18 protein-coding genes are annotated in these 23,455 nt (G+C 62.9%); 11 read left to right on the plus strand and 7 right to left on the minus strand.

All coding sequences use genetic code 11. From position 1 onward, the window contains the following. The first annotated feature begins 52 nt into the window (after window positions 1-52). The 7 genes from ACMCNM_RS10885 to ACMCNM_RS10915 all read left to right on the plus strand — a co-directional run bounded on the left by ACMCNM_RS10885 (window position 53) and on the right by ACMCNM_RS10915 (window position 14,839). Window positions 53-4,525 carry an NEL-type E3 ubiquitin ligase domain-containing protein gene (locus ACMCNM_RS10885; RefSeq protein WP_412764331.1) on the plus strand — a complete coding sequence of 1,491 codons (4,473 nt, stop codon included), beginning with the start codon at window positions 53-55 and terminating at the stop codon, window positions 4,523-4,525. Between the two features lie 112 nt (window positions 4,526-4,637). Next, complete coding sequence (locus ACMCNM_RS10890; RefSeq protein WP_412764332.1) at window positions 4,638-9,194, plus strand: NEL-type E3 ubiquitin ligase domain-containing protein; 4,557 nt, start codon at window positions 4,638-4,640, stop codon at window positions 9,192-9,194. 89 nt (window positions 9,195-9,283) lie between these two features. After that, window positions 9,284-10,930: an acyl-CoA synthetase gene (locus ACMCNM_RS10895; protein ID WP_412764333.1), complete on the plus strand. Its 1,647-nt coding sequence runs from the start codon at window positions 9,284-9,286 to the stop codon at window positions 10,928-10,930. 12 nt (window positions 10,931-10,942) lie between these two features. Continuing rightward, the gene (locus ACMCNM_RS10900; RefSeq protein ID WP_412764334.1) at window positions 10,943-11,710 is read left to right on the plus strand and encodes an SDR family NAD(P)-dependent oxidoreductase; all 768 of its coding nucleotides are present in this window, start codon (window positions 10,943-10,945) and stop codon (window positions 11,708-11,710) included. A 12-nt stretch (window positions 11,711-11,722) separates the two neighbouring features. After that, window positions 11,723-12,916 carry an acetyl-CoA C-acyltransferase gene (locus ACMCNM_RS10905; protein WP_412764335.1) on the plus strand — a complete coding sequence of 398 codons (1,194 nt, stop codon included), beginning with the start codon at window positions 11,723-11,725 and terminating at the stop codon, window positions 12,914-12,916. An 8-nt stretch (window positions 12,917-12,924) separates the two neighbouring features. Then, window positions 12,925-14,052, plus strand: a complete 1,128-nt coding sequence (locus tag ACMCNM_RS10910) for an acyl-CoA dehydrogenase (RefSeq protein ID WP_027596554.1) — start codon at window positions 12,925-12,927, stop codon at window positions 14,050-14,052. A gap of 13 nt (window positions 14,053-14,065) precedes the next feature. Continuing rightward, on the plus strand, window positions 14,066-14,839 hold the full coding sequence (locus ACMCNM_RS10915; protein WP_275750115.1) for an enoyl-CoA hydratase: 774 nt from the start codon (window positions 14,066-14,068) through the stop codon (window positions 14,837-14,839). Window positions 14,840-15,136: 297 nt separating this feature from the next. Here the strand turns inward: ACMCNM_RS10915 and ACMCNM_RS10920 are convergent, their stop codons facing one another. Further along, entirely contained in the window at window positions 15,137-15,370 is a 234-nt protein-coding gene (locus ACMCNM_RS10920) for a hypothetical protein (RefSeq protein WP_186703838.1), read from the minus strand. Between ACMCNM_RS10920 and ACMCNM_RS10925 the strand changes: the two genes are divergently transcribed. From ACMCNM_RS10925 to ACMCNM_RS10940, 4 genes are all read left to right on the plus strand, one after another. Further along, the gene (locus ACMCNM_RS10925) at window positions 15,363-15,767 is read left to right on the plus strand and encodes a TraR/DksA family transcriptional regulator (protein ID WP_027596552.1); all 405 of its coding nucleotides are present in this window, start codon (window positions 15,363-15,365) and stop codon (window positions 15,765-15,767) included. The two genes, ACMCNM_RS10920 and ACMCNM_RS10925, sit on opposite strands and share 8 nt — an antisense overlap. A 181-nt stretch (window positions 15,768-15,948) precedes the next feature. Next, a complete protein-coding gene (locus tag ACMCNM_RS10930; protein WP_186682183.1) occupies window positions 15,949-16,143 on the plus strand; it encodes a hypothetical protein in 195 nt (64 codons plus the stop codon). Window positions 16,144-16,653: 510 nt separating this feature from the next. Continuing rightward, window positions 16,654-17,124: a hypothetical protein gene (locus tag ACMCNM_RS10935; RefSeq protein WP_027596550.1), complete on the plus strand. Its 471-nt coding sequence runs from the start codon at window positions 16,654-16,656 to the stop codon at window positions 17,122-17,124. Continuing rightward, the gene (locus tag ACMCNM_RS10940; RefSeq protein ID WP_027596549.1) at window positions 17,121-17,333 is read left to right on the plus strand and encodes a hypothetical protein; all 213 of its coding nucleotides are present in this window, start codon (window positions 17,121-17,123) and stop codon (window positions 17,331-17,333) included. Before ACMCNM_RS10935 ends, ACMCNM_RS10940 begins: the two co-directional genes overlap by 4 nt. Window positions 17,334-17,345: 12 nt before the next feature. Here ACMCNM_RS10940 and ACMCNM_RS10945 read toward each other — a convergent pair whose 3' ends face one another. Genes ACMCNM_RS10945 through ACMCNM_RS10970 form a run of 6 tightly spaced genes read right to left on the minus strand, consistent with a single transcriptional unit; the run spans window position 17,346 to window position 23,403 of the window. Then, a complete protein-coding gene (locus tag ACMCNM_RS10945) occupies window positions 17,346-17,711 on the minus strand; it encodes a Na+/H+ antiporter subunit G (RefSeq protein ID WP_186682180.1) in 366 nt (121 codons plus the stop codon). Further along, window positions 17,708-17,986 (minus strand): K+/H+ antiporter subunit F, encoded by a 279-nt coding sequence (locus ACMCNM_RS10950; RefSeq protein WP_003259015.1) that lies wholly within the window; start codon window positions 17,984-17,986, stop codon window positions 17,708-17,710. Before ACMCNM_RS10950 ends, ACMCNM_RS10945 begins: the two co-directional genes overlap by 4 nt. Next, window positions 17,983-18,471, minus strand: coding sequence for a Na+/H+ antiporter subunit E (locus ACMCNM_RS10955; protein ID WP_027596547.1), 489 nt, complete (start codon window positions 18,469-18,471; stop codon window positions 17,983-17,985). The genes ACMCNM_RS10950 and ACMCNM_RS10955 overlap by 4 nt, the downstream gene beginning before the upstream one ends. Next, window positions 18,468-20,147 (minus strand): monovalent cation/H+ antiporter subunit D, encoded by a 1,680-nt coding sequence (locus ACMCNM_RS10960; RefSeq protein ID WP_412764336.1) that lies wholly within the window; start codon window positions 20,145-20,147, stop codon window positions 18,468-18,470. Before ACMCNM_RS10960 ends, ACMCNM_RS10955 begins: the two co-directional genes overlap by 4 nt. Further along, complete coding sequence (locus tag ACMCNM_RS10965) at window positions 20,144-20,488, minus strand: Na+/H+ antiporter subunit C (protein WP_003250128.1); 345 nt, start codon at window positions 20,486-20,488, stop codon at window positions 20,144-20,146. The genes ACMCNM_RS10960 and ACMCNM_RS10965 overlap by 4 nt, the downstream gene beginning before the upstream one ends. Beyond that, a complete protein-coding gene (locus ACMCNM_RS10970) occupies window positions 20,488-23,403 on the minus strand; it encodes a monovalent cation/H+ antiporter subunit A (RefSeq protein ID WP_027596545.1) in 2,916 nt (971 codons plus the stop codon). Before ACMCNM_RS10970 ends, ACMCNM_RS10965 begins: the two co-directional genes overlap by 1 nt. Window positions 23,404-23,455 lie beyond the last annotated feature (52 nt).

Below are 23,455 nucleotides of genomic sequence, written 5' to 3' on the forward strand. Positions count from 1 at the left end.
AGGGCATGCAGGCACAAGCATGTACGGCCCATCGCCTACCACTGGAACCGCCATGCCCACGCCAACTGCCACTCAGCAATTGCCTGCCGTGCAAGCGAAGCTGTCGACTGCAACGGATGACTTCATCAAGGGCCAGTTACCCGACTGGCTAAAGCGCGCCACACCCTCGCAGATCAATGCGCTGCGCAGCCTTTTCAGTGAGCACAAGAAAAGCCAGCAGTTACTGCACGACGCAATCGGTGGCTTGCCCCCGCTGCGGCAATTTGCCGAAACGCATTTTCAAACGCTGCTGCCGGACACCTTGCCCCCAGGTGTGCGATTGGCAGATTTGTTTTGGATCAAAGTGACCAACGCAGCCCAGCCGGATTTGAACAGGTTTGCCTACCCCCGCAAGTACACCTACGAACCCGCGTTGGCCCGCCTGATGCAGGGCTTGCAAACCGGCGCTGATTTTCTGTTGAGCAAGGGCCTTGGCTTTGAAGGGAGCACCTCCCTGCTGGTGGAGGCCGATGACGCGTTTATTGACCGCTGTCGGCAACTGGACGTGGGCAGGCGCTATCAGGATGAACTAGACCAGGTCTATAACCCGCAAAACCTGAACCTGCTGGCCGCGGACAAACGCAACGGCTTTAGCCTGGCTGTCGAGCTTGCTGCGCTAAAAGGGCACCTCACCGCGTGGGAGCATGCAGCCCTGCGTGATGTTGCGGCGTTTTCCCCGAATACCTATGGGCAGCCCAAACCTCACTTTGTCAGCACGCTCGAGATGCTCGGGCAGACACTTTCCAATACCTTGCTGATTGAGCTACGTACACCCGCCAACGTCAGCCAGGGCGTGCTGCTGTACCTGCCTGGCGATTCGCATAACGCCTTGCGCCGCTACGTGTCGATGGCCGAGATGCAGCAGACGCTTGCCGTCGAGTTGCAGCAAGCGGGCTTTCGACAGGCGTTGGCGCAGCAAGTGAGCCTGAAGCAGCGTCCTGGGTTTATGCAGACCCTCAGCTTGCGCTTGCAGGACACGCAGCCGGACCTGTCGCTGACACAGGGTGAAATGGTCGAGGACGCCTTTCTGACGTTGGCCAGGCTGCAGGTGCTACAGGCGAAGGCCGATGCCCGGTTGCTGCTGGTGCCCACCGTCGACGTCGACAAAGCGGCAACCGAGCATAGCTTGCAGATGTGGAAGGCGCTGGGCATCGGCGTGGTCAACTTGGCCGGGCTGTTCGTGCCAGCAGTGGGGGCGTTGCTGTTGGGGCAACTGGTGGTACAGACCTTGTCCGAGGTGTTCGAGGGCGTCAGGGATTGGTCGCGGGGCCATCAGCATGAGGCGCTGCAGCATTTTCTCAGCGTCGCCGAAGTGGTGGCGCTCACCGGCGCGACGGTCGCCGGGGTGGCGGTGGTGCGCAGTGTGTTCGTTGACAAGCTCGAACCCGTCGCCTTGGGCACGCAGCAGGTGCGGCTGTGGAACAACGACCTGGCCCCTTATGAAACAACCCCTGAAGACCGAGGCCTGCAGCCTGATGGCCTGTATGGCGCGGGCAAGCGCCGCTGGCTGCGTTTGCAGGCCCGTTATTACGAAGTGCATCGCCCTGTGGCCAACGGCTCTTGGCGCTTGCGCCATCCGCTGGACGACAGTGCCTATGGGCCGGCGCTGGTGCACAACGGCGAGCGCGGCTGGCGCTTGCAGCTCGACCAGCCACTGGCGTGGGACGACAGCGCCCGCATGCTCGATTGCCTGTGGCCACAGGATCCGCCCGTCGACAGGCAGACGGCCGAGCAGATCCTGAAGGTGGCCGGTATCGACCAGGATGAATTACGCGGTGTGCTGGTGGAGAACCGTGCGGCCCCCATCACCCTCGCCGACACGCTGCGCCGTTTTGCTGCGGACGCACGCATCGAGGCTTTCGTCCGCCACTTAGGCAACGAAACGCACCTGCCCCGCGATGAAGAGCTGCTGACTTGGCTAAGCGCGCAGCGTGAAGTCGCAGGCCCTTCGGCTGGCCTGCGCGACAGGTTGCTGCTACAGCTGCCGGCCATGCGCTGGCGGGCGTTCGAACATTTGGCCTACGCCCCGCGCTCCGCCGCCTCAGTGGCCGGCCTGGTGTTGCGCGAGTTCCCAGGATTGCCGAAGGGTTACATCCCTGAGGTGCTGAAAGATTGCAGTGCAGTCGAATACGCCATTGCCCGTCGCGAGCAGCGGTTACCACTGCCACTGGCCAGCAAAGCGCGAGCGCTGCTGCGCGCCGCACGCCTGACCCGAGCCATCGAAGGTTTCTACCTGGCCAGTGCCAGTTGCAGCGAAACCGATGAGCTTGCCGTCGCCTTGCTGCGCAAGCTGCCAGCGTGGCCCGCTGGCCTCGCGCTGGAGGTGCGCGAGGCGACGCCGCAGGGTCGGCTGGTGGCCAGCTTTGTTCCCGAGGGCCAGGGAACGGCGCGTGTTCAGTTGGTTCGCATCAATCGGTATTTCCAGCTGTACGATGCGCAAGGGCAAGCCCTGCCACAGCCCCACCCGGTGCCTGCCACGGTTTTCGAAGCCCTGGTCGCGGCCTTGTCGCCAGCCCAATTGCAAGCACTCGGCATTGAAGGGGATGACCCGGCCCTGGCCTTGAGAGAAAAGCTGCGAGCACAGTTGCCAGCCTCACACCAGGATTGTGTGGCACTGCTTGGATGGACGCCGCAACAGCGCTGGTTCAATCCGGGCCAGCGCCTGGCCGATGGCCGCGTGGGCTATTTGCTCAGCGGCCGGGGTGCGGTGGTACAGACACCGCGGCAAACCTTGCTCACCGGCTTGCGCCGGCTTTTCCCGGGCTTGGACGACAACCAGCTGAGCCAGGAACTGGAGCACCTGCTGCAGGGTGAGGACATGCCGTTTGCACGGCTGGCAGGTTTGCAGGATGACCATGAGCAATTGAATCGGGCGGTCAACCGTTGGGTATCCGCAGAGTTCAGCAACAGCAGGCGGGCCAGTCGGCAGTTGATCGCCGATCGGGTGCTCCGTGCCTGGCGTGGACAAGGGGAGCGCTTGTCACTGGGCTTCGGCGAACAGGCCAGCCTGCCGGCACTGCCGGGGCATGTGCAATTTCGCTTCGTGACGTCGCTGGTCATTAACGACACCGCCATCAGTAGTGTGCCGAGTGACTTTCTGCACAGCTTCACCCAGGTGAACTACCTGAACCTCAGTGGTAACCGGTTGTTGAGTATTCCGCCCGGGCTCAGCTACCTGCCCCAGTTACGCACACTGCGGCTGGCGCGCAATTTGATCCGCCTGAATGCATCGGCTGTCGAGACACTTGCCGGGCTGTCCGAACTGTCACGGCTGGACCTGAGCTACAACCCGCTGGGGGCGCTGCACTTGCGCTTCAATCGGCTGCAGCAACTGATGCACTTGAACCTGCGACATTGCCGGCTCGGCATCTGGCCGCAGTACATCGAGCTGTGCCAGAACCTGCAAGTGGTCGACCTGCGTGACAACCAGCTCAGCGCGGTGGCCGATGAAACACTGCAGATGCCGCAAGCCTTCCGGCAGGTGTTTCTGGTGGAGCGCAACCGCTTGAGCAACCGCCAAGTCATGGCCCTTTACGCCCCCGAAACGATACCCGAGGTGCTGGAGGCCACTGTGGACCCCGCGTACGTGCGCGACTTATGGCTTCAGGCCTCGCCTGAGCCACTGCAGGACGAGCGAGCCTTGGCATGGGCAGCCATGGCCATGCATCGCAACAGCGACGCTTTCGTTCAATTGCTGGGGCAATTGAAACATGCCTCTGATTATGAGCTGGCACGCCCGCACATAGCCGGGCAGGTGTGGGCGCTGCTGGAGGAGATGCGCCTCAATGACACGCTGCGCAATGCAGTATTCGAGCAGGCTGTCGACTCGCCGTCTGGCGAGAGACGGGCAGTGGATGTGTTCACACGGATGCAACTGCACAGCTTGCAGGTGCGCGCTCAGGCAAATGCCCATCGTCTCGAGCGGGTCAATGAGCATATCGGTTTGGGGCTCAGCCTGTTCCGTTTGGACTTCCTGAGCCTGTTTGCACGGCAGACGGCCGCTCAAGTGAATGAGGCACGGGAAAACGCCCGGCTGGCTGACCCTGCGTTAATGGGCTTGGCCGATGTCGATGTCCGGGACATCGACTTGCTCTATCGCGTCAGGCTGAGGGAGGCCCTGAGCCTGCCTGGCCAACCCCAAACCCTGCGTAATGCCGAGGCGCTGGGTGTCAGTGAGGCGTCGATAGAGGATGCCAGGCAACGTATCGAACGGGTGGGCGATATCGAGACGTTTGCCGAAGACTTGAGCCAACGCGGCTTCTGGCAGCGCTACTTGCGTAGCCAGCACGCGGAAGATTTTCTCGCCTTGGAGCATGCTCATGGTGAGCGGGTCCGCCGGTTTCATGCCGAGCAGCCAGACGCACCTGCGCCAGTGCGTGCGCAGGCCTTGGAGAACCTGGAGATCGAGCATGAGTCTGCCATGCAGCGTCACAGCGTGGCACTGACGCGCTTCGAGTTGAGGACCAGCCTGGCCCGCCAGGGCTGACGCGAGTTGCGCTATCAACCCTTGAACCTGCCTGCAGGGGCGGTTTTCCGGGTTCAGGCAGGCGGTGGTGGGCCGCAGAGTTAGCGGCTCATCCACCACTGTGATCGACACCATGACCGATACGACCCCAGACCTCCCACGGCAACAGGCAACCGACGCGTTCATCGCGCAAACGCTGCCTGATTGGCTGAAAAACGCTGATCACGAACAGTTGCTGGCCCTGCGCAGCAGCTTTGATGAGCACATGCAGAGCCAACAGAAGATTCAGCAGACGTTTGCCCGGCTGCGGCCGATCGACACGTTCGCCACCGCGTTGCTGGAAGAGCGGTTGCGCGTCGCCATGGCAGTGGATATCGCGCTGGCCAAGGCGCAATGGCGAGAGCAGCGTTTCAAGAAAGTCAACGATCTGCCAGCCCAGCAGTTCGAACCCTACTTCGTGCGCCTGCCGGCATTGCAGAGACTTATGCAGAACTTCAAGGCCGGTGAGTCGTTTTATCCAGATACTGGGCTGGTGTACCCATACGATTCTGCGACGGGCGAGGCGGAGGAAGTGTTGACCACCTCGGGTGAGATGCTGGTCGAGACCTGTCGAGCGCTGGATATTGGCAAGCAGTACCAGGAGCACCTCGACACGCTGCTTGATGGCGACTGTATGGCCCTGATTGCCGATGACAAGCGCTTGCAGCTAGTCCTGGCTATCGAAATCGCGACGTTGAAAGCGCAGTTGCCGGACGATGACTTGGCGATGCTGCGGCGGATCGTGCAAGGCAAGCCGCCGACTCATGCTCGCAGCAACCGCGCCTATGTAGGCGCGTTGACTGTGCTGGATTGCCGAGTAGAGGGTGCCATGGCATTCGAGCGGCTGGATGTGGCCCCGTTGTACGGCTCAAAGTCTTCCCGCGTCGTGACGGGTGTCATCTTGTATCTGCCAGACGATCATGAGCAGTCGCTGCGTGCCTATGGCACGTGGCGCGAGGCTAGCCTGGACCTTGGCAGGCGTTTGCGTGAGCCCGGCTATCAGCGGGCATTTAGCCAGCGCATCGCGTTAGCCGACCGCCCTGAATACCTCAATACCTTGGGCAAGCGTCTGGCCGATGCGCACACCGATGCCCAGTGTGCTTGCGAGGAGATCCATGAGGCGCTGTTCGCGACCTTGGCTGCACAGCAGGTGCAGCGGATCCGTGACAATGCACGGTTTATCGCGGTGCCCACTGCCCAGGTCGATGCCCGCGTCAGTGCACAACGCTTGCGAACGCTGGAGGCGATAGGCATGGGCCTGCTCAACCTGGCCGGCCTGTTCGTACCCGTGATCGGTGAGGTGCTGGCGGCCGACATGATTGGCCAAACGCTGAAGGATGTGTGTGAGGGGGTCGAGGACTGGCATCAAGGGCATCGCCATGAAGCCATCGAGCACCTGCTGGGCGTCGCCGAAACGGTGGTGGTCAGCGCTGCCTTGGTTGGCGGCACTGCCGTGGTCGCCCGAGGCTTCACCCGCAGCGCGCAGGTCGATCAATTGCTGCCGATACTCAACGATGGGGGAGCGCCGCGGCTATGGGACGGGGATATCAGCCATTATGAGGACAAGGCGCCGCCCACCGACCTGCTGGCGCTGGAGAACGGTTTGCTCGCCAAAGGGGAAGGGCGCTGGTGGCGTAACGGCGATACCTACTACCAGGTCAGGCCCGTGCTTGGCCGCAGTGGCTGGCAACTCTGTCACCCGCAACGCCAGGCAAGCTTCGGCCCTATACTCGAGTTTAACGGCGAGCGCAGCTGGCGCTTGCCGAGCGAGCGACCACTGACGTGGCAAGGGGAAGGCCTGCTGTTGGGTCGCCTTTGGCCGCCAGCGGCAGCGCTGAGCGAGCAACGTATCGGGCAGATCCTCAAGGTGGCCGATGTCGACCAGGAGCATCTGCGCGGGCTGTTGGTGGAGGCACGGCCGTTACCGGTGGCATTGCGTGACACGGTCGAACGGTTCGCCGTGGAGGCGAGAATCGAGGCGTTCTTCACGCAATTGGCCGAAGGTCAGCCGGCAGACGCCCCGCTGTGGCAGTGGTGCATGGACAGCTTGCGCATCGAGACGTTGTCATTGGAAGAGCAGCGCCTGGAACTGCTGGATAGAGCGGCAGAGCTCAGGGAGCAACTGCTGGAGCATCTCTCGCGCCAATACCTGGCGACAGACCCTTTGTTGCAGTTGATCCAGAGGGACTTCAGCGGTCTGCCCGACGCCTATGCGCTCGATGTGCTCAGGTCGGCAACTGACACCGAGCGCGCGTGGATGCTCAGGGAAGACCGCATCCCCTTACCTGTTGCCGAAAGGGCCCGTGAGCATTTGCAAATGGCGCGGCTGACGCGCATGCGTGAAGGCCTTTACCTCAAAGGCAGTTATCACCCCGATACGGTCAAACTGGTGTTTGCGCTGTTGCGCCAGCAGGCCAACCTGAGCGGGGCGGTCGACCTGGAATTGCGTGAAGGCTCAGATGTCGGTCGGTTGTTGGCGCAGTTGCACCCGGGCAAGAGCTCGGCATATGTCAGCACCGTGCTGGTGAAGCGCCCAGGTGGCTTCAAGTGCTATGACGCGCAGGGGCGTGAACGGGATATCCACCTGCGCGACCCTGTCGATATCGCCGACGTGTTGGCCAGGCACCTGGCCCCTCGTGATCTTGCTCGCCTGACCTGGGACGGCAGCCAGGCCCCTGAGCAAATCCGCAATGCGCTGCGTAGCTGGCTACCTCGCGAGCGTCAGGCGCAGGCCGAACTCATAGGGTTGCGCGACATCAAACCTGGGCGCAGTCCTTTGCGAAGGCTTGCCGATGGGCGCATCGGGTACCTGCTCAATGGGCGTGATGAACTGCCTGATTCGCTCCGGCAAGACCTGGTCGGCGCGGTGGGGGATTTGTTCCCGTCTTTCCGCACACTGGAAGTGGACCGCTACGTGTCGGTATTGCTCGAATCGCCGGAGACCGCCTATGCCGCGATGATCCGGCTATATAGGGAATATATGGGAATGGACCGGGCTCTGCATGCCTGGGTGTTGGACGTGCCGCCCGGCAACGTGCGTGGCGCGCGTCATCATGTGGCCAGCATGTTGCGCCGCAGTTGGCGTCTGGAAGGGCTGCGCATCGATGCCCAAGGCGCGAGTCGGGAGTATCGGCGCTTGAGCCTGGTCGGGATTGAGGTCGGGAGCTTGCCCACATTGCCTGTCGGCACGCAGTTCGGGCATGTCACCGACCTGAGTTTGATCGGCCTGCGCCTGCAGACGCTACCCCAAGGTTTTCTGCGCTGCTTCAGGGGGCTGCGATTACTCAACCTCAGCAACAATGCCCTGACTACGCTGCCAGCGGAGACCGCCGAGTTGAACCAGTTGACCAGCCTGCGTGTGTCACACAACCGCATCCGCATGACCGAGGCGTTAGCGACCAGCCTGAGCGAGTTGTCGCAGTTGGACACGCTGGACCTGAGCTTCAACCGCTTGGGCGGCGTCAGCCTGCAATTGGGTGATTTGGCACACCTCAGGGTGCTGAACGTGCGGCGGACCAACCTGCAGACCGTACCCGTCGGGCTTGAGCGTTGTGTACAGCTGGAGTCGGCCAACCTGCGTGACAACCACATCGCCCACGTGCGGCAAAGCCTGTTCGCCATGCCCTTGCAGCGTCGTCGCGCGGTATTGCTGGAGAACAACCCGCTGGCACTGGCCGAGCGTGAACGTTTTCATGCCGTCAACCCATTGCCGGCCCTACCACCTGAGCCTGCCGAGAACTTTGCGCAAGCCCGGGCGCAATGGCTGGAGCAGTTGGATGGGCCCGCCAGGGCTGGCCGTGAACTGCAATGGGATGCATTGCAGGCCCTCGATGAAAGCTCTGAGTTTTTCAGTTTGCTGAGGGCGTTGACCCTGACCAGCGACTTCCGGCGCGAACCACAGGACCTGGCGCGCCGGGTATGGACGGTGATCGCGGCGGCCAGCGAGGATGCTGCCCTGCGTGATGAACTGTTTGAAACGGCCTCTTCACGTGGCTGTGTGGACAGCGTGATCTCGTGTTTCAGTGCGCAGGAGGTGGGGGTGATGGTGGCGCAGGCGATGCGCGCCGAAGGGGAACCAGCACAGCAAAGCGCCTTGCTTGAACTGGCCACAGGCTTGTTCCGACTGGATCAAGTCGAGGCACAGGCACGCTTGGACATCGAGCGACGCGTGGCGCTGGAGGAGGACAGGTTGCGCAGCGCCGGGTTGGCCGAGGGTGATGCGGCACAGCGCGCCCGTGACAGCGTGGATGAGATTGAGGTCAGCTTGGCTTACCGCATTGGCCTGGCGCGTGTGTTGAACCTGCCGGGTCAGCCAAAAACCATGCAGTTCGAGGCACTGGGCGGCGTCAACCAGCAGCAGCTCGACAGTGCCGCGGCTTCAGTGCGCTGGGCGGAAAGTACCGATGCACTGGTGAATTACATCAGTGATCGGGATTTCTGGGTCAAATACCTGCGTGCACGCCATGACGATGAGTTCGTCCAGATCAGACAACCGTTCGATGAGCAAATGGAGGCAGAAAGCCCGCTGGACGAGGCGCGTGGGAGGCAGATTCAGCATGCATACGATGAGGCTGAACGGCGGCTGATCTTGCGCCTGACGCGCAAGGCCTTGAGCGAACAGCCCTCAGGCCAAACCGCTCATCACGATTGAGCAATTAGGCCATTGCCGAGCGGCAGGTGTAGCGACACCATCGTCAGATAACGGGTGCACTCCAACAATAAAAAGCCAGGAGTCTGATGATGCGTAACTACGCCGAGGCCGCTCGTGCTTTCGACCATGCCCAGGCCGCCGCTGATGCCCTGCAGGGCGATCTGTCTGCGCTCAACGCCTGCGTCGAATGCTGCGACCGCCATGTGGGCAGCGACAAGCTCGCCCTGCTGTGGGTGAACCGCGACGGCGAAAGCCAGCCGTTCACATTCGATACGCTGTGCGAGCAGGCCGCGCGTTTTGCCAACGTGCTCAAGGCGCAGGGTGTAAAAGCGGGAGACCGCGTTGCCGGCCTGATGCCGCGTACTCCACAGCTGCTGGTGACCATCCTTGCCACGTGGCGCCTGGGTGCTGTCTATCAGCCGCTGTTTACTGCGTTCGGGCCCAAGGCCATCGAGCATCGACTGGAGCAGTCCGGGGCCAAGGTGGTGGTCACCGACAGCCAGAACCGCGCCAAGCTGGATGAGGTGCACGGTTGCCCGACGATCATCAGTGTGCACGCCCGCGCCGGCGAGCTGGACTTCCAGCAGAGCCTGGACGGCGCCGCTGAGCACTGCCCGCCGGTCATGCGCACGGGCGATGACCCTTTCCTGTTGATGTTCACTTCCGGCACCACTGGCCCGGCTAAACCCCTCGAAGTGCCGCTGCGCGCGATCGTCGCCTTCCAGGGTTACATGCGCGACGCCATCGACCTGCGGCCGGAAGACAACTTCTGGAACCTGGCCGACCCGGGCTGGGCCTATGGGCTTTACTACGCCGTCACCGGCCCGCTGGCGCTGGGCCATGCCACGACGTTCTACGATGGCCCGTTCAGCGTGGAAAGCTGCGCGCGGATCATCGACCAGTTTGGCATCACCAACCTGGCCGGCTCGCCGACCGCGTACCGCCTGTTGATCGCGGCAGGCAGCGAATTTTCGGCACCGATCAAAGGCCGCCTGCGGGTGGTCAGCAGCGCCGGCGAGCCGCTCAACCCAGAGGTGATCCGCTGGTTCGCCGACGAGCTTGGGGTAACCATCCACGACCATTATGGGCAGACCGAACTGGGCATGGTGTTGTGCAATCACCATGGCCTGGAGCACCCGGTGCACCTGGGGTCTGCCGGCTTCGCCATCCCCGGGCACCGCATCGTGGTGCTGGACGAGCAGGGCGCGGAGCTGCCGCCTGGCCAGCCCGGCATCCTGGCCGTGGACCGCGAGCAGTCGCCGTTGTGCTGGTTTGGTGGCTACCACGGCGTGCCGACCAAAGCCTTCGTCGGCAAGTATTACCTCAGCGGCGACACGGTCGAACTCAATGCCGATGGCAGCATCAGCTTTGTGGGCCGCAGCGACGACGTGATCACCACCTCCGGCTACCGGGTTGGCCCTTTCGACGTGGAGAGCGCGCTGATCGAGCACCCGGCGGTGGTCGAGGCGGCGGTGGTCGGCAAGCCCGACCCTGAACGCACCGAGCTGATCAAAGCGTTCGTCGTCCTGGCCAAAGGCGTGGAGGGCACCCCCGAGCTGGAAGAAACCCTGCGCCAGCACGTGCGCAAGCGCTTGTACGCCCACGCCTACCCCCGCGAAATCGAATTCGTCAGCGAGCTGCCCAAGACCCCGAGCGGCAAGCTGCAACGCTTCATCCTGCGCAACCAGGAAATCGCCAAACAACAGGCCCAACTGGCCGCTCACGCCAGTGCCTAAAGGAACGACACCATGCAAATAGCCAACAAACACTTTATCGTCAGTGGCGCCGCATCCGGGCTGGGTGCCGCCACCGCACAGATGCTGATCGAGGCCGGTGCCAAGGTCATGCTGGTCGACCTCAATGCTCAGGCGGTCGAAGCCAAGGCGCGTGAACTGGGCGACAACGCCCGCTTTTCGGTCGCCGACATCAGCGACGAGCAGGCCGCCAAGGCTGCGGTCGACGCCGCCGTCAGCGCTTTTGGCAGCCTGCATGGGCTGGTCAACTGCGCCGGTATCGTCGGCGCCGAGAAAGTCCTGGGCAAACAAGGCCCGCATGGCCTGGCCAGTTTCGCCAAGGTCATCAACGTCAACCTGATTGGCAGCTTCAACCTGCTGCGCTTGACTGCAGCAGCGATGGCCGAGGGGCCGGCGGATGAGAGTGGCGAGCGCGGGGTGATCATCAATACCGCCTCTATCGCTGCTTATGACGGGCAGATCGGCCAAGCTGCGTACGCGGCATCCAAGGGTGCCATCGCCAGCCTCACCCTGCCAACGGCCCGTGAGCTGGCGCGTTTCGGCATCCGCGTGATGACCATCGCCCCGGGCATTTTCGAAACCCCGATGATGGCCGGCATGACCCAGGAAGTGCGTGACTCGCTGGCCGCCGGGGTGCCGTTCCCGCCGCGCCTGGGCCGCCCTCAGGAATACGCTGCACTGGCCCGCCACATCATCGAGAACAGCATGCTCAACGGCGAGGTGATCCGCCTCGACGGCGCGCTGCGCATGGCTGCCAAGTAAGGAGTAATGAACATGACCCTCGCCAACGACCCGATTGTCATCGTCAGCGCCGTGCGCACGCCCATGGGCGGCCTGCAGGGCGACCTCAAGAGCCTCACCGCACCGCAGCTGGGGGCCGTGGCGATCCGCGCCGCCGTCGAGCGCGCCGGCATCGAGGCCACCAGCGTCGAACAGGTACTGTTCGGTTGCGTGCTGCCGGCAGGCCTGGGCCAGGCCCCCGCGCGCCAGGCAGCGCTGGGCGCCGGCTTGGACAAACACACCACCTGCACCACCTTGAACAAGATGTGTGGTTCGGGCATGCAGGCCGCGATCATGGCCCATGACCTGCTGCTGGCCGGCAGCGCCGATGTGGTGGTGGCGGGTGGCATGGAGAGCATGACCAACGCGCCCTACCTGCTCGAAAAGGCCCGGGGTGGCTACCGCATGGGCCATGGCAAGATCATCGACCATATGTTCATGGATGGCCTCGAAGACGCCTACGACAAGGGCCGTTTGATGGGCACTTTCGCCGAGGATTGCGCCCAGGCTGGCGCTTTCAGCCGCGAAGCCCAGGATGCCTTTGCCATCAGCTCGCTGACCCGTGCTCAGGACGCGATCAAGCAGGGCCGTTTTAGCGCCGAGATCGTTCCAGTGGAAGTCACTGAGGGCAAGGAAAAACGCGTCATCAAGGATGACGAGCAGCCGCCCAAGGCGCGCCTGGACAAGATCCCGCAGCTTAAACCGGCCTTCCGTGAAGGCGGTACGGTGACGGCCGCCAACGCCAGCTCGATTTCCGACGGCGCTGCTGCGCTGGTGCTGATGCGCCGCAGCGAAGCCGAAAAGCGCGGTTTGAAACCTTTGGCCGTGATCCATGGCCACGCCGCTTTTGCCGATGCGCCCGCGCTGTTCCCCACCGCGCCGATCGGGGCCATCGACAAACTGATGAAGCGCACCGGCTGGAACCTGGCCGAGGTGGACCTGTTCGAGATCAACGAAGCGTTTGCCGTGGTGACCCTGGCGGCCATGAAACACCTCGACCTGCCACACGACAAGGTCAATATCCATGGCGGTGCCTGCGCCTTGGGCCACCCGATCGGCGCCTCAGGCGCGCGCATTCTGGTGACCTTGCTGTCGGCCCTGCGCCAGAACAACCTGCGCCGCGGCGTGGCGGCCATCTGCATCGGCGGTGGCGAGGCCACGGCCATGGCCGTCGAATGCCTGTATTGAGGTGAACCATGTTGGTAACTGACGAGCAACAACAGATCGCCGACGCCGTGCGTGACTTTGCCCAGGAGCGCCTGCGGCCGTTTGCTGAGCAATGGGATAAGGCCCACCGCTTCCCGCGGGAAGCCATCGACGAGATGGCCGCCCTGGGCCTGTTCGGCATGCTGGTGCCGGAGCAGTACGGCGGCAGTGACACAGGGTATGTGGCGTACGCCATGGCCCTGGAAGAAATCGCCGCAGGCGATGGTGCCTGTTCGACCATCATGAGCGTGCACAACTCGGTGGGTTGCGTGCCCATCCTGAAATTCGGCACCGAGCAGCAGAAGCAGCAGTTTCTGGCGCCGCTGGCCAGCGGCGCGATGATCGGCGCCTTCGCGCTCACCGAGCCCCAGGCCGGCTCCGATGCCAGCAGCCTGAAGACCCGCGCACGCCTGGACGGCGACCACTACGTGCTCAACGGCAGCAAGCAGTTCATCACCTCCGGGCAAAACGCCGGCGTGGTCATCGTTTTCGCGGTCACCGACCCAGAGGCGGGCAAGCGTGGCATCACGGCGTTTATCGTGCCGACCGATTCGCCGGGCTACCAGGTTGCCAGGGTCGAAGACAAACTCGGCCAGCATGCCTCGGACACCTGCCAGATTGTTTTCGACAATGTGCGGGTGCCGGTCGCCAATCGCCTGGGTGAAGAGGGGCAGGGCTACAAGATCGCCCTGGCCAACCTTGAAGGGGGCCGTATTGGCATTGCGTCGCAGTCGGTCGGCATGGCTCGGGCAGCGTTCGAGGTGGCCCGCGACTATGCCAAGGAGCGGCAGAGCTTCGGCAAGCCGTTGATCGAGCACCAGGCCGTGGCCTTCCGCCTGGCCGACATGGCAACGCGCATTGCCGTGGCCAGGCAGATGGTGCTGCACGCCGCGGCCTTGCGTGATGCCGGGCGGCCGGCTTTGACGGAGGCGTCGATGGCCAAGCTGTTTGCCTCGGAAATGGCCGAAAAGGTCTGCTCGGACGCCTTGCAGACCCTGGGCGGTTATGGCTATCTGAGTGACTTCCCGCTGGAGCGGATCTACCGCGACGTTCGGGTCTGCCAGATTTACGAAGGCACCAGCGACATTCAGCGCATGGTCATTGCGCGCAATCTTTGAAGGAGCAGTCTGCATGGCATTCGAAACCATCCTGTTGGACATCCACGGCAAGGTCGGCCTGATCACCCTCAACCGGCCGCAGGCGCTCAATGCGCTCAATGCGCAGATCGTCGGCGAGATCAACCAGGCCCTGGACCAGCTCGAGCGTGACCCGAACATCGGCTGCGTGGTGCTGACCGGCTCGGCCAAGGCCTTTGCCGCAGGTGCCGATATCAAGGAAATGGCCGACCTCCAATACCCTCAGATCTACGTCGACGACCTGTTCAGTGACGCAGACCGAATTGCCAATCGGCGCAAACCGATCATTGCGGCGGTGTCCGGGTTTGCCCTGGGCGGCGGGTGTGAGCTGGCGATGATGTGCGACTTCATTCTGGCAGCGGACAATGCCCGGTTCGGCCAGCCTGAGATCAACCTTGGGGTGTTGCCGGGCATGGGCGGCACCCAGCGGCTGACCCGCGCGGTGGGCAAGGCCAAGGCCATGGAACTGTGCCTGACAGGGCGCTTGATGGGCGCCGAGGAGGCTGAACGTGCGGGGCTGGTGGCGCGCGTGGTGCCGCAGGCTGAGCTGGTCGAAGAAGCCTTGAAGGTGGCGGCGACCATCGCCAGCAAGTCGATCCCGGTGAGCATGATGGTCAAGGAAAGTGTCAACCGGGCCTTTGAAGTGACCCTGAGTGAGGGGGTGCGTTTCGAGCGTCGGGTGTTCCATGCGGCCTTTGCCACGCAAGACCAGAAGGAAGGCATGAGCGCTTTTATCGCCAAGCGCGAGGCACAGTTCAAGGATCGTTGATCCCGCCTGTAGGGTATGGCGTGAGGTGGGTGGCGTCTGGGAGATCGAGCGCCGCCCGCGCGGCGCATCGCGAGCAACGCTCGCTCCTACGTTTGTTTAGGGCCAGTGACGCCTGTGCCAGCGCGCACGACCGCCTTGTTTGTACGGCTCAGTGTTGAGGCGTGCACCAAGGGGACGCGCGCCAATGCCCCAGAAATAATTGGCCCGAAACAAACGTAGGAGCGAGCGTTGCTCGCGATGCGCCGCGCGGGCGGCGCTCGATCTCATGGGCTATGCATAACCCAAGGCAGGCGCCCATCAGCCCAGACGCGCCTGTACCGCCTGCCACCCGAGCACCGACCAGCGGATTCTGGTCAATCGAATCAAATTCGCCTCCGATTGCAGTTGCTCCACGCGACGTGGCGCCTTAGACTGCCGCCCCCTGTAAAAGAGTGCCGGTTGGCGCTTGAAGAATTCCGCTGCTGATGCACTGGCGTCGGCGGCACCCGAATCGCCCAAATGCACATTTTTCATAGAGAAATCGATGACCAAGGAACAGTTGCTGGCCATGTCGGCCGATGACTACATGAACGCTGATCAGCTCGCCTTCTTCACTGGCCTGCTGCAGTCGATGAAAGTCGAAACCCATGAGCGCATCGAGTTGAGCCGTGCCACCATCGAGGGCCTGGACACTCCGTCGGACCCTGCTGACGTGGCTTCGGTAGAAGAAGAGCGTAGCTGGTTGGTCAATGCCATCGACCGCGACCAGCGTTTGCTGCCACAGCTTGAAATGGCGCTGGACCGTATCGCTGACGAGAGCTTCGGCTGGTGCGATGACAGTGGTGAGCCGATTGGCCTGAAGCGTTTGCTGATCAGCCCGACCACCAAGTACTGCATCGAAGCCCAGGAACGCCACGAGCAGCTCGACCGCCACCAGCGCCAGGTCTGATCGCGCGCAGTGCGTGAAGCCCCACGGAGCAATCCCTGGGGCTTTTTGCGTTTGTGCGTGATATGCCCGGATTTGTTGCCTGTGGCGTAACACTGCTGTACCGAGATGCGCTGTTTCCTCCGTGCAGGCAGGCGTATCATGGCTTTATCGTTAGGGTGCTAATTAAATTCCGGAGGGGATGATGAATAGCCGTGTCGATGTAGCCGTGATGATTGGCTCGGGGGTACCTGCCACCCTGCAGGCGCTGGGCAAGCGTATTTGTTGGGTGGTGCTGGTCAATGGCGAGCGCCGTGGTACGGCGTTCGCCACCCGTGACGAGGCGCTGGAATGCCAGTCGGCCTGGATGCAGCAACTCAAAAAAGGCCTGGCCGCCTGACGGCCGTCATTGTTCCAGATGGCGGGCCAGCTCACACGCGTCCTGATGCCGGCAGCGAAACCCCTTGACCCTGCCCGTGGCGCTTTCGGTGACATGAAAGAAGCGGACACCTGCGGGTATGACAACGTAGCGTGGCGCTGCATGAGTGCTGGCGATGTAAGAAATGTTCTTTGCCTCTCGACGGATTTCGGTGTTTTCGTGCATATTCCTTCCCCAGTAATGCGCTGATGGATTTCAGAGCCCGTTCTGTCGAGCGCTCTGCAACTACCTATCGCATCTTTTCTGGCGGGTTTGTTGTCAGGCATTACGCTTCCCACGTGGGGAATTTGCCGAAAACCTGCACTTAGGCCATATCTGGCAAGCCAGAGTAAAGATTCCTGCAGGCTACAGTGCCAGCGGATACAGACATCAGCGCATCGCTTTATTACTCTTTTCGCCTATCGATATGTAATGGCCGTGCCTCACTGAGCGTGTGTGGGGGCGGGATGTAACCGATTGAGGATCACTTCATTGGCAGTCAGCACACTTGATACTCACGCCTTGTTCGCCTTGGGCGATTTGCGCGGTAAATTGGCCCAGCTGTTCCAGGGCCGCTTTGTTTATGTCACCGAACAAAGTCCTGAAGGCCTGTACATGGCCGAAATCGACACCGAAAGCGCATTGGTGGTCGATGACAAACAGCGTCTGGAGCTGAAGGTTGGCGATCACTTCCGCGCTGCGGTATTGCCCAGCCGCGAGGGTGGCAAGCTGGAAATGCGCTTTCGAGACATCAAGTTCAACGTCTACGGTGTTGGCGACTACGCCTTTGTTTCCGTGCCTGAAGGCGAGGGCGTCGTGTTGCGCGAAGGCAATGGCGTGATGCTGGTCTTTGCCGCGCAACAGCAAGTGCAGGAAGGGCTGGGTAAGCTGCTCAAGGCAGTGACTGGCAAAGTCGCGAAGTGGCGCAAGGGTGAGCTGACCACATTCAAGGCCAGTGAATGACCGAGCGCGACAACGCGCCTGTGTCGCGTGCAGAGTTTCATCACCAGCACCAGGCGGATGCGCTGGCGCAAGCCGAACGGCTGTTGGCCCAGCGTGAAGCGCTGCAAGGCGCTTGGCTGAACTGGGTGGCAGGCGAGCTCTATCGACTCAGCCCGCCACCGTATGCCGCCATGGTACGGCGTGAGTTGCAGCGCCTCAGCCAGGGGTGAGGCTGCAACCGGTCAATGGCCACGGTCGCTGCCGCTACTGACTTCTTCAGGTACCGCCTCTTTGGACATCCGCTTGCGAAACAGCGCAGCCCTGGCCAGCAAGAGCGTGGTTACCGGCACCGTGATCGACAACAGGATCGGGATCAGCCAGGCGTGCAGAACGGGCCCTTCTTTAAGCCACGAAAAGTAGATGATCGAGGCCAGGGCAACACACCATGCGCCAATGGTGGAGGCTAGAGCGGGTGGGTGCATGCGCTGAAAGTAATCCTTCATGCGCACCAGGCCCACGGCACCGATCAGGGCGAACAGGCTGCCGATCAGCAGCAGCGCAGCGGTGACCAGTTCAAGCCAGAAGGGCAGTTGTAGCGCTTCGGTCATTCGATCACCTCACCACGTAGCAGGAACTTGGCCAGGGCGAACGAGCCGACAAAGCCGAACAGTGCAATCAGCAGGGCACCTTCGAAGTAGGTGTCGCTGGCATAACGGATCCCTAGCACCAGCATCGTCAGCATGGCCAGGATGTACAGGTAGTCCAGTGCCAGCACCCGGTCCTGGGCGGATGGGCCGCGGAACAACCGGATCAGTGCCAGGGCCATGGCCAGGGCAAAGATGAACAGGCTGGCGAGTACAGCGTTGGCGAGCAGGCCTGTCATTGGAAAATCTCCATCAGCGGGCGTTCGTAGGTGTGCTTGAAATGCTCGATGAAGGCGGCTTCATCCTCAAGGTCGAACACATGCAGCAACAGCACGCTGCGGTCCAGCGCCAGTTCGGACCAGACCGTGCCAGGTACCACCGTGGTGATCATTGACAGGGCAGCCAAGCCATGGGCATCGCGCAAGGCCAGCGGAATGTGCACGAATGCCGAGCGCGGCGGCTGCTTGCCCGCACGCAGAACGCCACGGGCCACCAGCAGGTTGGACACGATCACATCCAGGCCGACCCGGCCAATCAACTTGGCAATCACCCAAGGCCGCTGCACATGGGCGTGCTGAGGGCGTAGGGGGGCCATCAACAGTGGCGCAAAAATGCCGAGGATGGCACCCAGCAGCAGGTTGCCGGCGCTGACGGACAGGTTCAGCAGCAACCACAGGCCGAATAGCGAGACCGACAGCAGTGGGGCGGGAAACAGGCGTTTCATGGCAACACCTCCACGTCGAGGGAGGTCGGGCCGGGAATGGGCCGAGCGGCCATCACCGCTTTGATGTAGGTTTCGGGTGCCTGCAGGCTGGCCGCTGTGTCCTGGGTGTAGCGCAGCAGCGGCTCGGCCTTGAGGCTGAGGATGATGCACAGGCCCAGCAGGATGACGATCGGCAGGCATTCATAACGACGCAGCAGCGGCGAGGGGCGCTCTTCGGGCTTCCAGAAACGCTGGATGCCCACGCGGCCGAAGGCGATCAACGACGCCATGCCGGACAGCACCAGCAGTGCCACCAGGCCCCAACCTGCCGCTGTCAGCGGTTGCTCCGGCGCTATACCCAGCCCCAACGGGTTGAACAGCGCGTTGATCAGGTTGAGTTTGCCGACGAAGCCCGACAGTGGTGGCATGCCGATGATCAGCAGCGCGCAGGCGATGAAGCTTAGGCCGAGGAAGGCCATGGTCCAGGGGATGATCTGGCCGATCACCACCTTTTGTTCGTCATCGAGGTTGATGCCCTTGGGTGGGTGCAGCGACTCCAGGGGCGAAGGCATGGCATCTTCTTCGTCATCCAGCGGCGCTTCATTGGCTGAACGCGAGCGCTCGACCAGTTCGGCGAGCAGGAACAACGCGCACAACGCCAGGGTCGAGTTGACCAGGTAGAACAAGGCCGCACCCGTTAACGCCGGCTGAGCAAAGCCAACGGCCGCGAGCAGGGTGCCGGCGGACACCAGGATGCTTAGGGCAGCCATGCGTTCCAGGCGCTGTGCGGCCAGTATCGAGACCGCGGCCACAGCCAGTGTGACCAGCCCCCCGTACACCAGCCACTCGTCGCCAAACTGCGCGGAGGCGCCGGCCTGCCCGGAGAAGAGCAGCGTCCACAGGCGCAGCACGGCATACAGGCCGACCTTGGTCATGATCGCGAACAGCGCGGCAACCGGTGCGCTGGCCGAAGCGTAGGCCGGCACCAGCCAGAAATTCAGCGGCCAGATACCGGCCTTGGCCAGAAACGCCATGGCGAGGATTGCGGCGCCCGCATGCAGCAGGCCTCGGTCGGCCTCTGGCACCAGCGGGATCTTCAGCGCAAGGTCGGCCATGTTCAGGGTGCCTGTCACGCCATAGAGCATCGCCGCGCCCACCAGGAACAACGACGAAGCGAACAGGTTGATGGCGATATAGTGCAGGCCCGCCTTGACCCTGGCACGCCCCGAGCCATGCAGCAGCAAACCGTAGGATGCGGCCAGCAGCACCTCGAAGAACACGAACAGGTTGAACAGGTCGGCGGTCAGGAAGGCACCGTACAGCCCCATCAGCTGGATTTGGAACAGCGCGTGGAAGCTGGCGCCGGCACTGTCCCAACGGGCCCGGGCAAACAACAGGGCGCTGAAGCCGATGATGCCGGTCAGGGTCAGCAGCAAGGCAGACAGGTGGTCCACCACCAGCACGATGCCAAACGGTGCAGGCCAGTTGCCCGGCAGGTAGACACCGATCGATTCGGCTTGACCCTGGGTACGGACCCACAGCAGCAGGCTGACCGCGATGGCCAGGCCCGCGAAGGTCGACAGCAGGTTAAGCCGCGCCTTGATGCGCCGGTGTTTCTCGCCCAACAACAGCATGATCGCCGCCGTGATGAGGGGCAGCAGGATGGGCGCGACGATCAGTTGACTCATACCACTCATTCGTCACGCTCCCGGCCATCGACGTGGTCGGTACCGGTCAAGCCGCGCGAGGCCAGCAGCACGACCAGAAACAGCGCGGTCATGGCGAAGCTGATGACAATGGCAGTCAGCACCAACGCCTGCGGGAGCGGGTCGGTGTAGTGCAGCAAGTCTTGAGTGACGCCGTCCTTGATGATCGGTTCCTTGCCGATGAACAGGCTGCCCATGCTGAAGATGAACAGGTTGACCCCGTACGACAACAGGCACAGGCCCATGATCACCTGGTAGGTCCGTGGGCGCAGGATCAACCACACCCCGGAGGCGGCCAGTACACCGATGGCGACTGCAATGACTTCTTCCATCAGGCGGCTCCTGCTTGGCTGGATTTCGACGGGTTGCCCGGGCGGTAGGCGCGCACCGATTGGTGCGCCAGGGCAGTGAGGATCAGCAGGGTCGAGCCGACCACCACGGTGTACACGCCGACGTCGAAGAACAGCGCGCTGGCCACATGCACATCACCCAGCACAGGCAGGTGCAAGTGGGCGGTGTGCGTGGTCAGGAAGGGGTAGCCGAGCAGCATGGCGCCTACCCCGGTCAGGGTCGCGCAGAGCAGGCCGGTGCCCATCCAGCGCAGTGGGCGTAGGCTCATCTGCGCTTCGACCCACTGGGTACCGGCGACCATGTACTGCAGGATGAACGCCACCGACATCACCAGGCCTGCGACAAAGCCGCCGCCCGGCTGGTTGTGGCCGCGCATGAACAGGTACATCGATACCAGCAGGGCGATCGGCAGCAACAGCCGCACCAGCACCGCGGGCACCATCATGAAGCCCAGCGCGGTGTCCGTAGCGTGGCGCGGGTTGATCAGGTCAGTGACCACGTCGGGCGCCAGCTGGCGTTGCTGGGCGGGCAGCTGCATGCTCTCTTTGGGTGGGCGGAAGCGTCGCAGCAGGGCGAATACGGTCAGGGCCACGGCGACCAGCACGGTGATTTCACCGAGGGTGTCGAAGCCACGGAAATCGACCAGCATCACATTGACCACATTGGTGCCGCCGCCCTGGGGCAGGGCGCGGCTCAGGTAGAACGAAGAAATGTCGTTGGGGGTCGGCCGGGTCAGCATGGCATAGGACAGAACCGCCATGCCGCCGCCCACCAGCACTGCCAGCAACAGGTCGCGCAGGCGACGCATGCGGGCGCGCTCCAGGCTGCCGGGCAGCGGCGAAACGCCCTCGATACGGCGCGGCAGCCAGCGCAGGCCGAGCAGGATCAGCACGGTGGTGACCACTTCCACAACCAGTTGAGTCAGGGCCAGGTCGGGTGCCGAGAACCAGACGAAGGTGATGCAGGTCATCAGGCCGCAGACACTGACCATGATCAAGGCGGCCAGGCGGTGATACTTGGCTTGGTAGGCGGCGCCGATGGCGCAGGCGATGGCGATCAGCCAGAGTGCGACGAATACACCGGAGCCCGGGATTTTCGGGCGCTCGCCCCAGGTCAGGCCGCTGTAGAGCATGGGTGTGAGGCCGGCCAGAAACGCCGCCAGCACCAGCATGAACAGCTGCGATTGCAGACGGCGCGTGGTCAGCAGGTTTTCGATTCGCCGGGCCAACAGCATCAGGTGGACTTGGCCATGCTCGAACAGACGTTTGCCATTGAAGCGCTCGATCAGCGGTGGGTAAGGGAAGCGCCCCAGGCGCAACTGCTTGCGCAGCAGCAGGTACAGCACGATCCCGCCGCTCATGGCGATCAGGCTCATGATCAAGGGTGCATTCCAGCCGTGCCAGATGGCCAGGCTGTATTCCGGTAACGTACCGCCCACCACCGGCAGGGCTGCCGCCGCCAGCAGCGGGCCTACTGACTGCGCGGGAAAAATACCGACCACCAGGCAGGTGAGCACCAGCAACTCGACCGGCGCACGCATCCAGCGCGGCGGTTCGTGGGGGGTATGGGGCAGGTCTTGGGCGGGTGGCCCGAAGAACACATCGACCGTGAAGCGCAGGGCGTAGGCCACGCTGAATGTACCGGCCAGGGTGGCGATTACCGGCAGGGCGGTTTCGACCCAGGCGGTGGAGCTGATGAATACCGTTTCGGCGAAGAACATCTCTTTGGACAGGAAACCGTTCATCAGCGGCACGCCGGCCATCGAAGCGCTGGCTACCATGGCCAGGGTCGCAGTGTAGGGCACCAGGCGGATCAGGCCGCTAAGCCGTCGGATATCGCGTGTGCCGCTCTCGTGGTCGATGATGCCGGCGGCCATGAACAACGAGGCCTTGAAGGTGGCATGGTTGAGAATATGGAACACCGCGGCGACCGCTGCCAGCGGGCTGTTGAGGCCCAGCAACAGGGTGATCAGGCCCAGGTGGCTGATGGTGGAGTAGGCCAGCAGGCCCTTGAGGTCGTTCTGGAACATCGCGGCGAAGGCGCCGAGCAGCAACGTGATGGCGCCGGCGCCGCCGACGATCCAGAACCACTCCTCGCTGCCTGACAGCACAGGCCAAAGCCGCGCCAGCAGGAACACCCCGGCCTTGACCATGGTTGCCGAATGCAGATAGGCGGAGACCGGCGTAGGTGCTGCCATCGCGTGGGGCAGCCAGAACTGGAAGGGGAACTGCGCACTCTTGCTCAAGGCGCCAATCAGGATCAAAGGCAGCAGCACCGGGTACAGTGCGTGCTGGCGGATGAGGTCGCCGGCAGCCAGGACCTTGTCCAGGTCGTAGCTGCCGACCACATGGCCCAGTAGTAGCGCCCCGACCAGCAAGCACAGGCCGCCGGCACCGGTGACCATCAGCGCCATGTAGGCGCCGCGGCGGGCGTCGGCGCGGTGGTGCCAATAGCCGATCAGCAGGAACGAGAACAGGCTGGTCAGCTCCCAGAAGAACACCAGCTGGATCAGGTTACCGGAGATCACCAGGCCCAGCATGGCGCCCATGAACGCGAGGAAGAAGGCGAAGAAGCGCGGTACCGGATCCTGCGGCGACATGTAGTAGCGGGCGTACAGCGACACCAGTGTGCCGATGCCCAGTACCAGCAGCGAGAACAGCCAGGCGAAGCCGTCCATGCGCAATACAAGGTTCAACCCCAGGCTGGGCAGCCAGAGGAATTCCTCGCGAATCACGCCACCGTGGGCAACTTGAGGGTACAGCAGTGCTACCTGGACCGTACCGACCAAGGCGACAAGCCCGGCGAGTATGGACTCGGCGTTTCGTGCGTTGTGCGGCAGCACGGCTGCCAGGCAACTGCCCACGAACGGCAGAAGCAATAGCACTATCAAGGACATAGCGTTCTATTCTGGAGAGGTTTGCCAAGGATCATACGTGCCGAGCAGTTGA

This window comes from Pseudomonas sp. NGC7 (assembly GCF_047159675.1).
In the GTDB taxonomy this organism is placed as follows: Bacteria; Pseudomonadota; Gammaproteobacteria; order Pseudomonadales; family Pseudomonadaceae; genus Aquipseudomonas; species Aquipseudomonas kermanshahensis.

Excerpts from the sequence above, each read along its gene's own strand:
- ACMCNM_RS10955 (WP_027596547.1), bottom strand. The coding sequence starts at position 18,471 with ATGAAACGCCTGTTTCCCGCCCCACTGCTGTCGGTCTCGCTATTCGGC.
- ACMCNM_RS10965 (WP_003250128.1), bottom strand. The coding sequence starts at position 20,488 with ATGGAAGAAGTCATTGCAGTCGCCATCGGTGTACTGGCCGCCTCCGGG.
- ACMCNM_RS10885 (WP_412764331.1), top strand. The coding sequence starts at position 53 with ATGCCCACGCCAACTGCCACTCAGCAATTGCCTGCCGTGCAAGCGAAG.
- ACMCNM_RS10910 (WP_027596554.1), top strand. The coding sequence starts at position 12,925 with ATGTTGGTAACTGACGAGCAACAACAGATCGCCGACGCCGTGCGTGAC.
- ACMCNM_RS10915 (WP_275750115.1), top strand. The coding sequence starts at position 14,066 with ATGGCATTCGAAACCATCCTGTTGGACATCCACGGCAAGGTCGGCCTG.
- ACMCNM_RS10940 (WP_027596549.1), top strand. The coding sequence starts at position 17,121 with ATGACCGAGCGCGACAACGCGCCTGTGTCGCGTGCAGAGTTTCATCAC.
- ACMCNM_RS10945 (WP_186682180.1), bottom strand. The coding sequence starts at position 17,711 with ATGACCGAAGCGCTACAACTGCCCTTCTGGCTTGAACTGGTCACCGCT.
- ACMCNM_RS10960 (WP_412764336.1), bottom strand. The coding sequence starts at position 20,147 with ATGAGTGGTATGAGTCAACTGATCGTCGCGCCCATCCTGCTGCCCCTC.
- ACMCNM_RS10905 (WP_412764335.1), top strand. The coding sequence starts at position 11,723 with ATGACCCTCGCCAACGACCCGATTGTCATCGTCAGCGCCGTGCGCACG.
- ACMCNM_RS10900 (WP_412764334.1), top strand. The coding sequence starts at position 10,943 with ATGCAAATAGCCAACAAACACTTTATCGTCAGTGGCGCCGCATCCGGG.
- ACMCNM_RS10950 (WP_003259015.1), bottom strand. The coding sequence starts at position 17,986 with ATGACAGGCCTGCTCGCCAACGCTGTACTCGCCAGCCTGTTCATCTTT.
- ACMCNM_RS10970 (WP_027596545.1), bottom strand. The coding sequence starts at position 23,403 with ATGTCCTTGATAGTGCTATTGCTTCTGCCGTTCGTGGGCAGTTGCCTG.
- ACMCNM_RS10895 (WP_412764333.1), top strand. The coding sequence starts at position 9,284 with ATGCGTAACTACGCCGAGGCCGCTCGTGCTTTCGACCATGCCCAGGCC.
- ACMCNM_RS10930 (WP_186682183.1), top strand. The coding sequence starts at position 15,949 with ATGAATAGCCGTGTCGATGTAGCCGTGATGATTGGCTCGGGGGTACCT.
- ACMCNM_RS10925 (WP_027596552.1), top strand. The coding sequence starts at position 15,363 with ATGACCAAGGAACAGTTGCTGGCCATGTCGGCCGATGACTACATGAAC.
- ACMCNM_RS10890 (WP_412764332.1), top strand. The coding sequence starts at position 4,638 with ATGACCGATACGACCCCAGACCTCCCACGGCAACAGGCAACCGACGCG.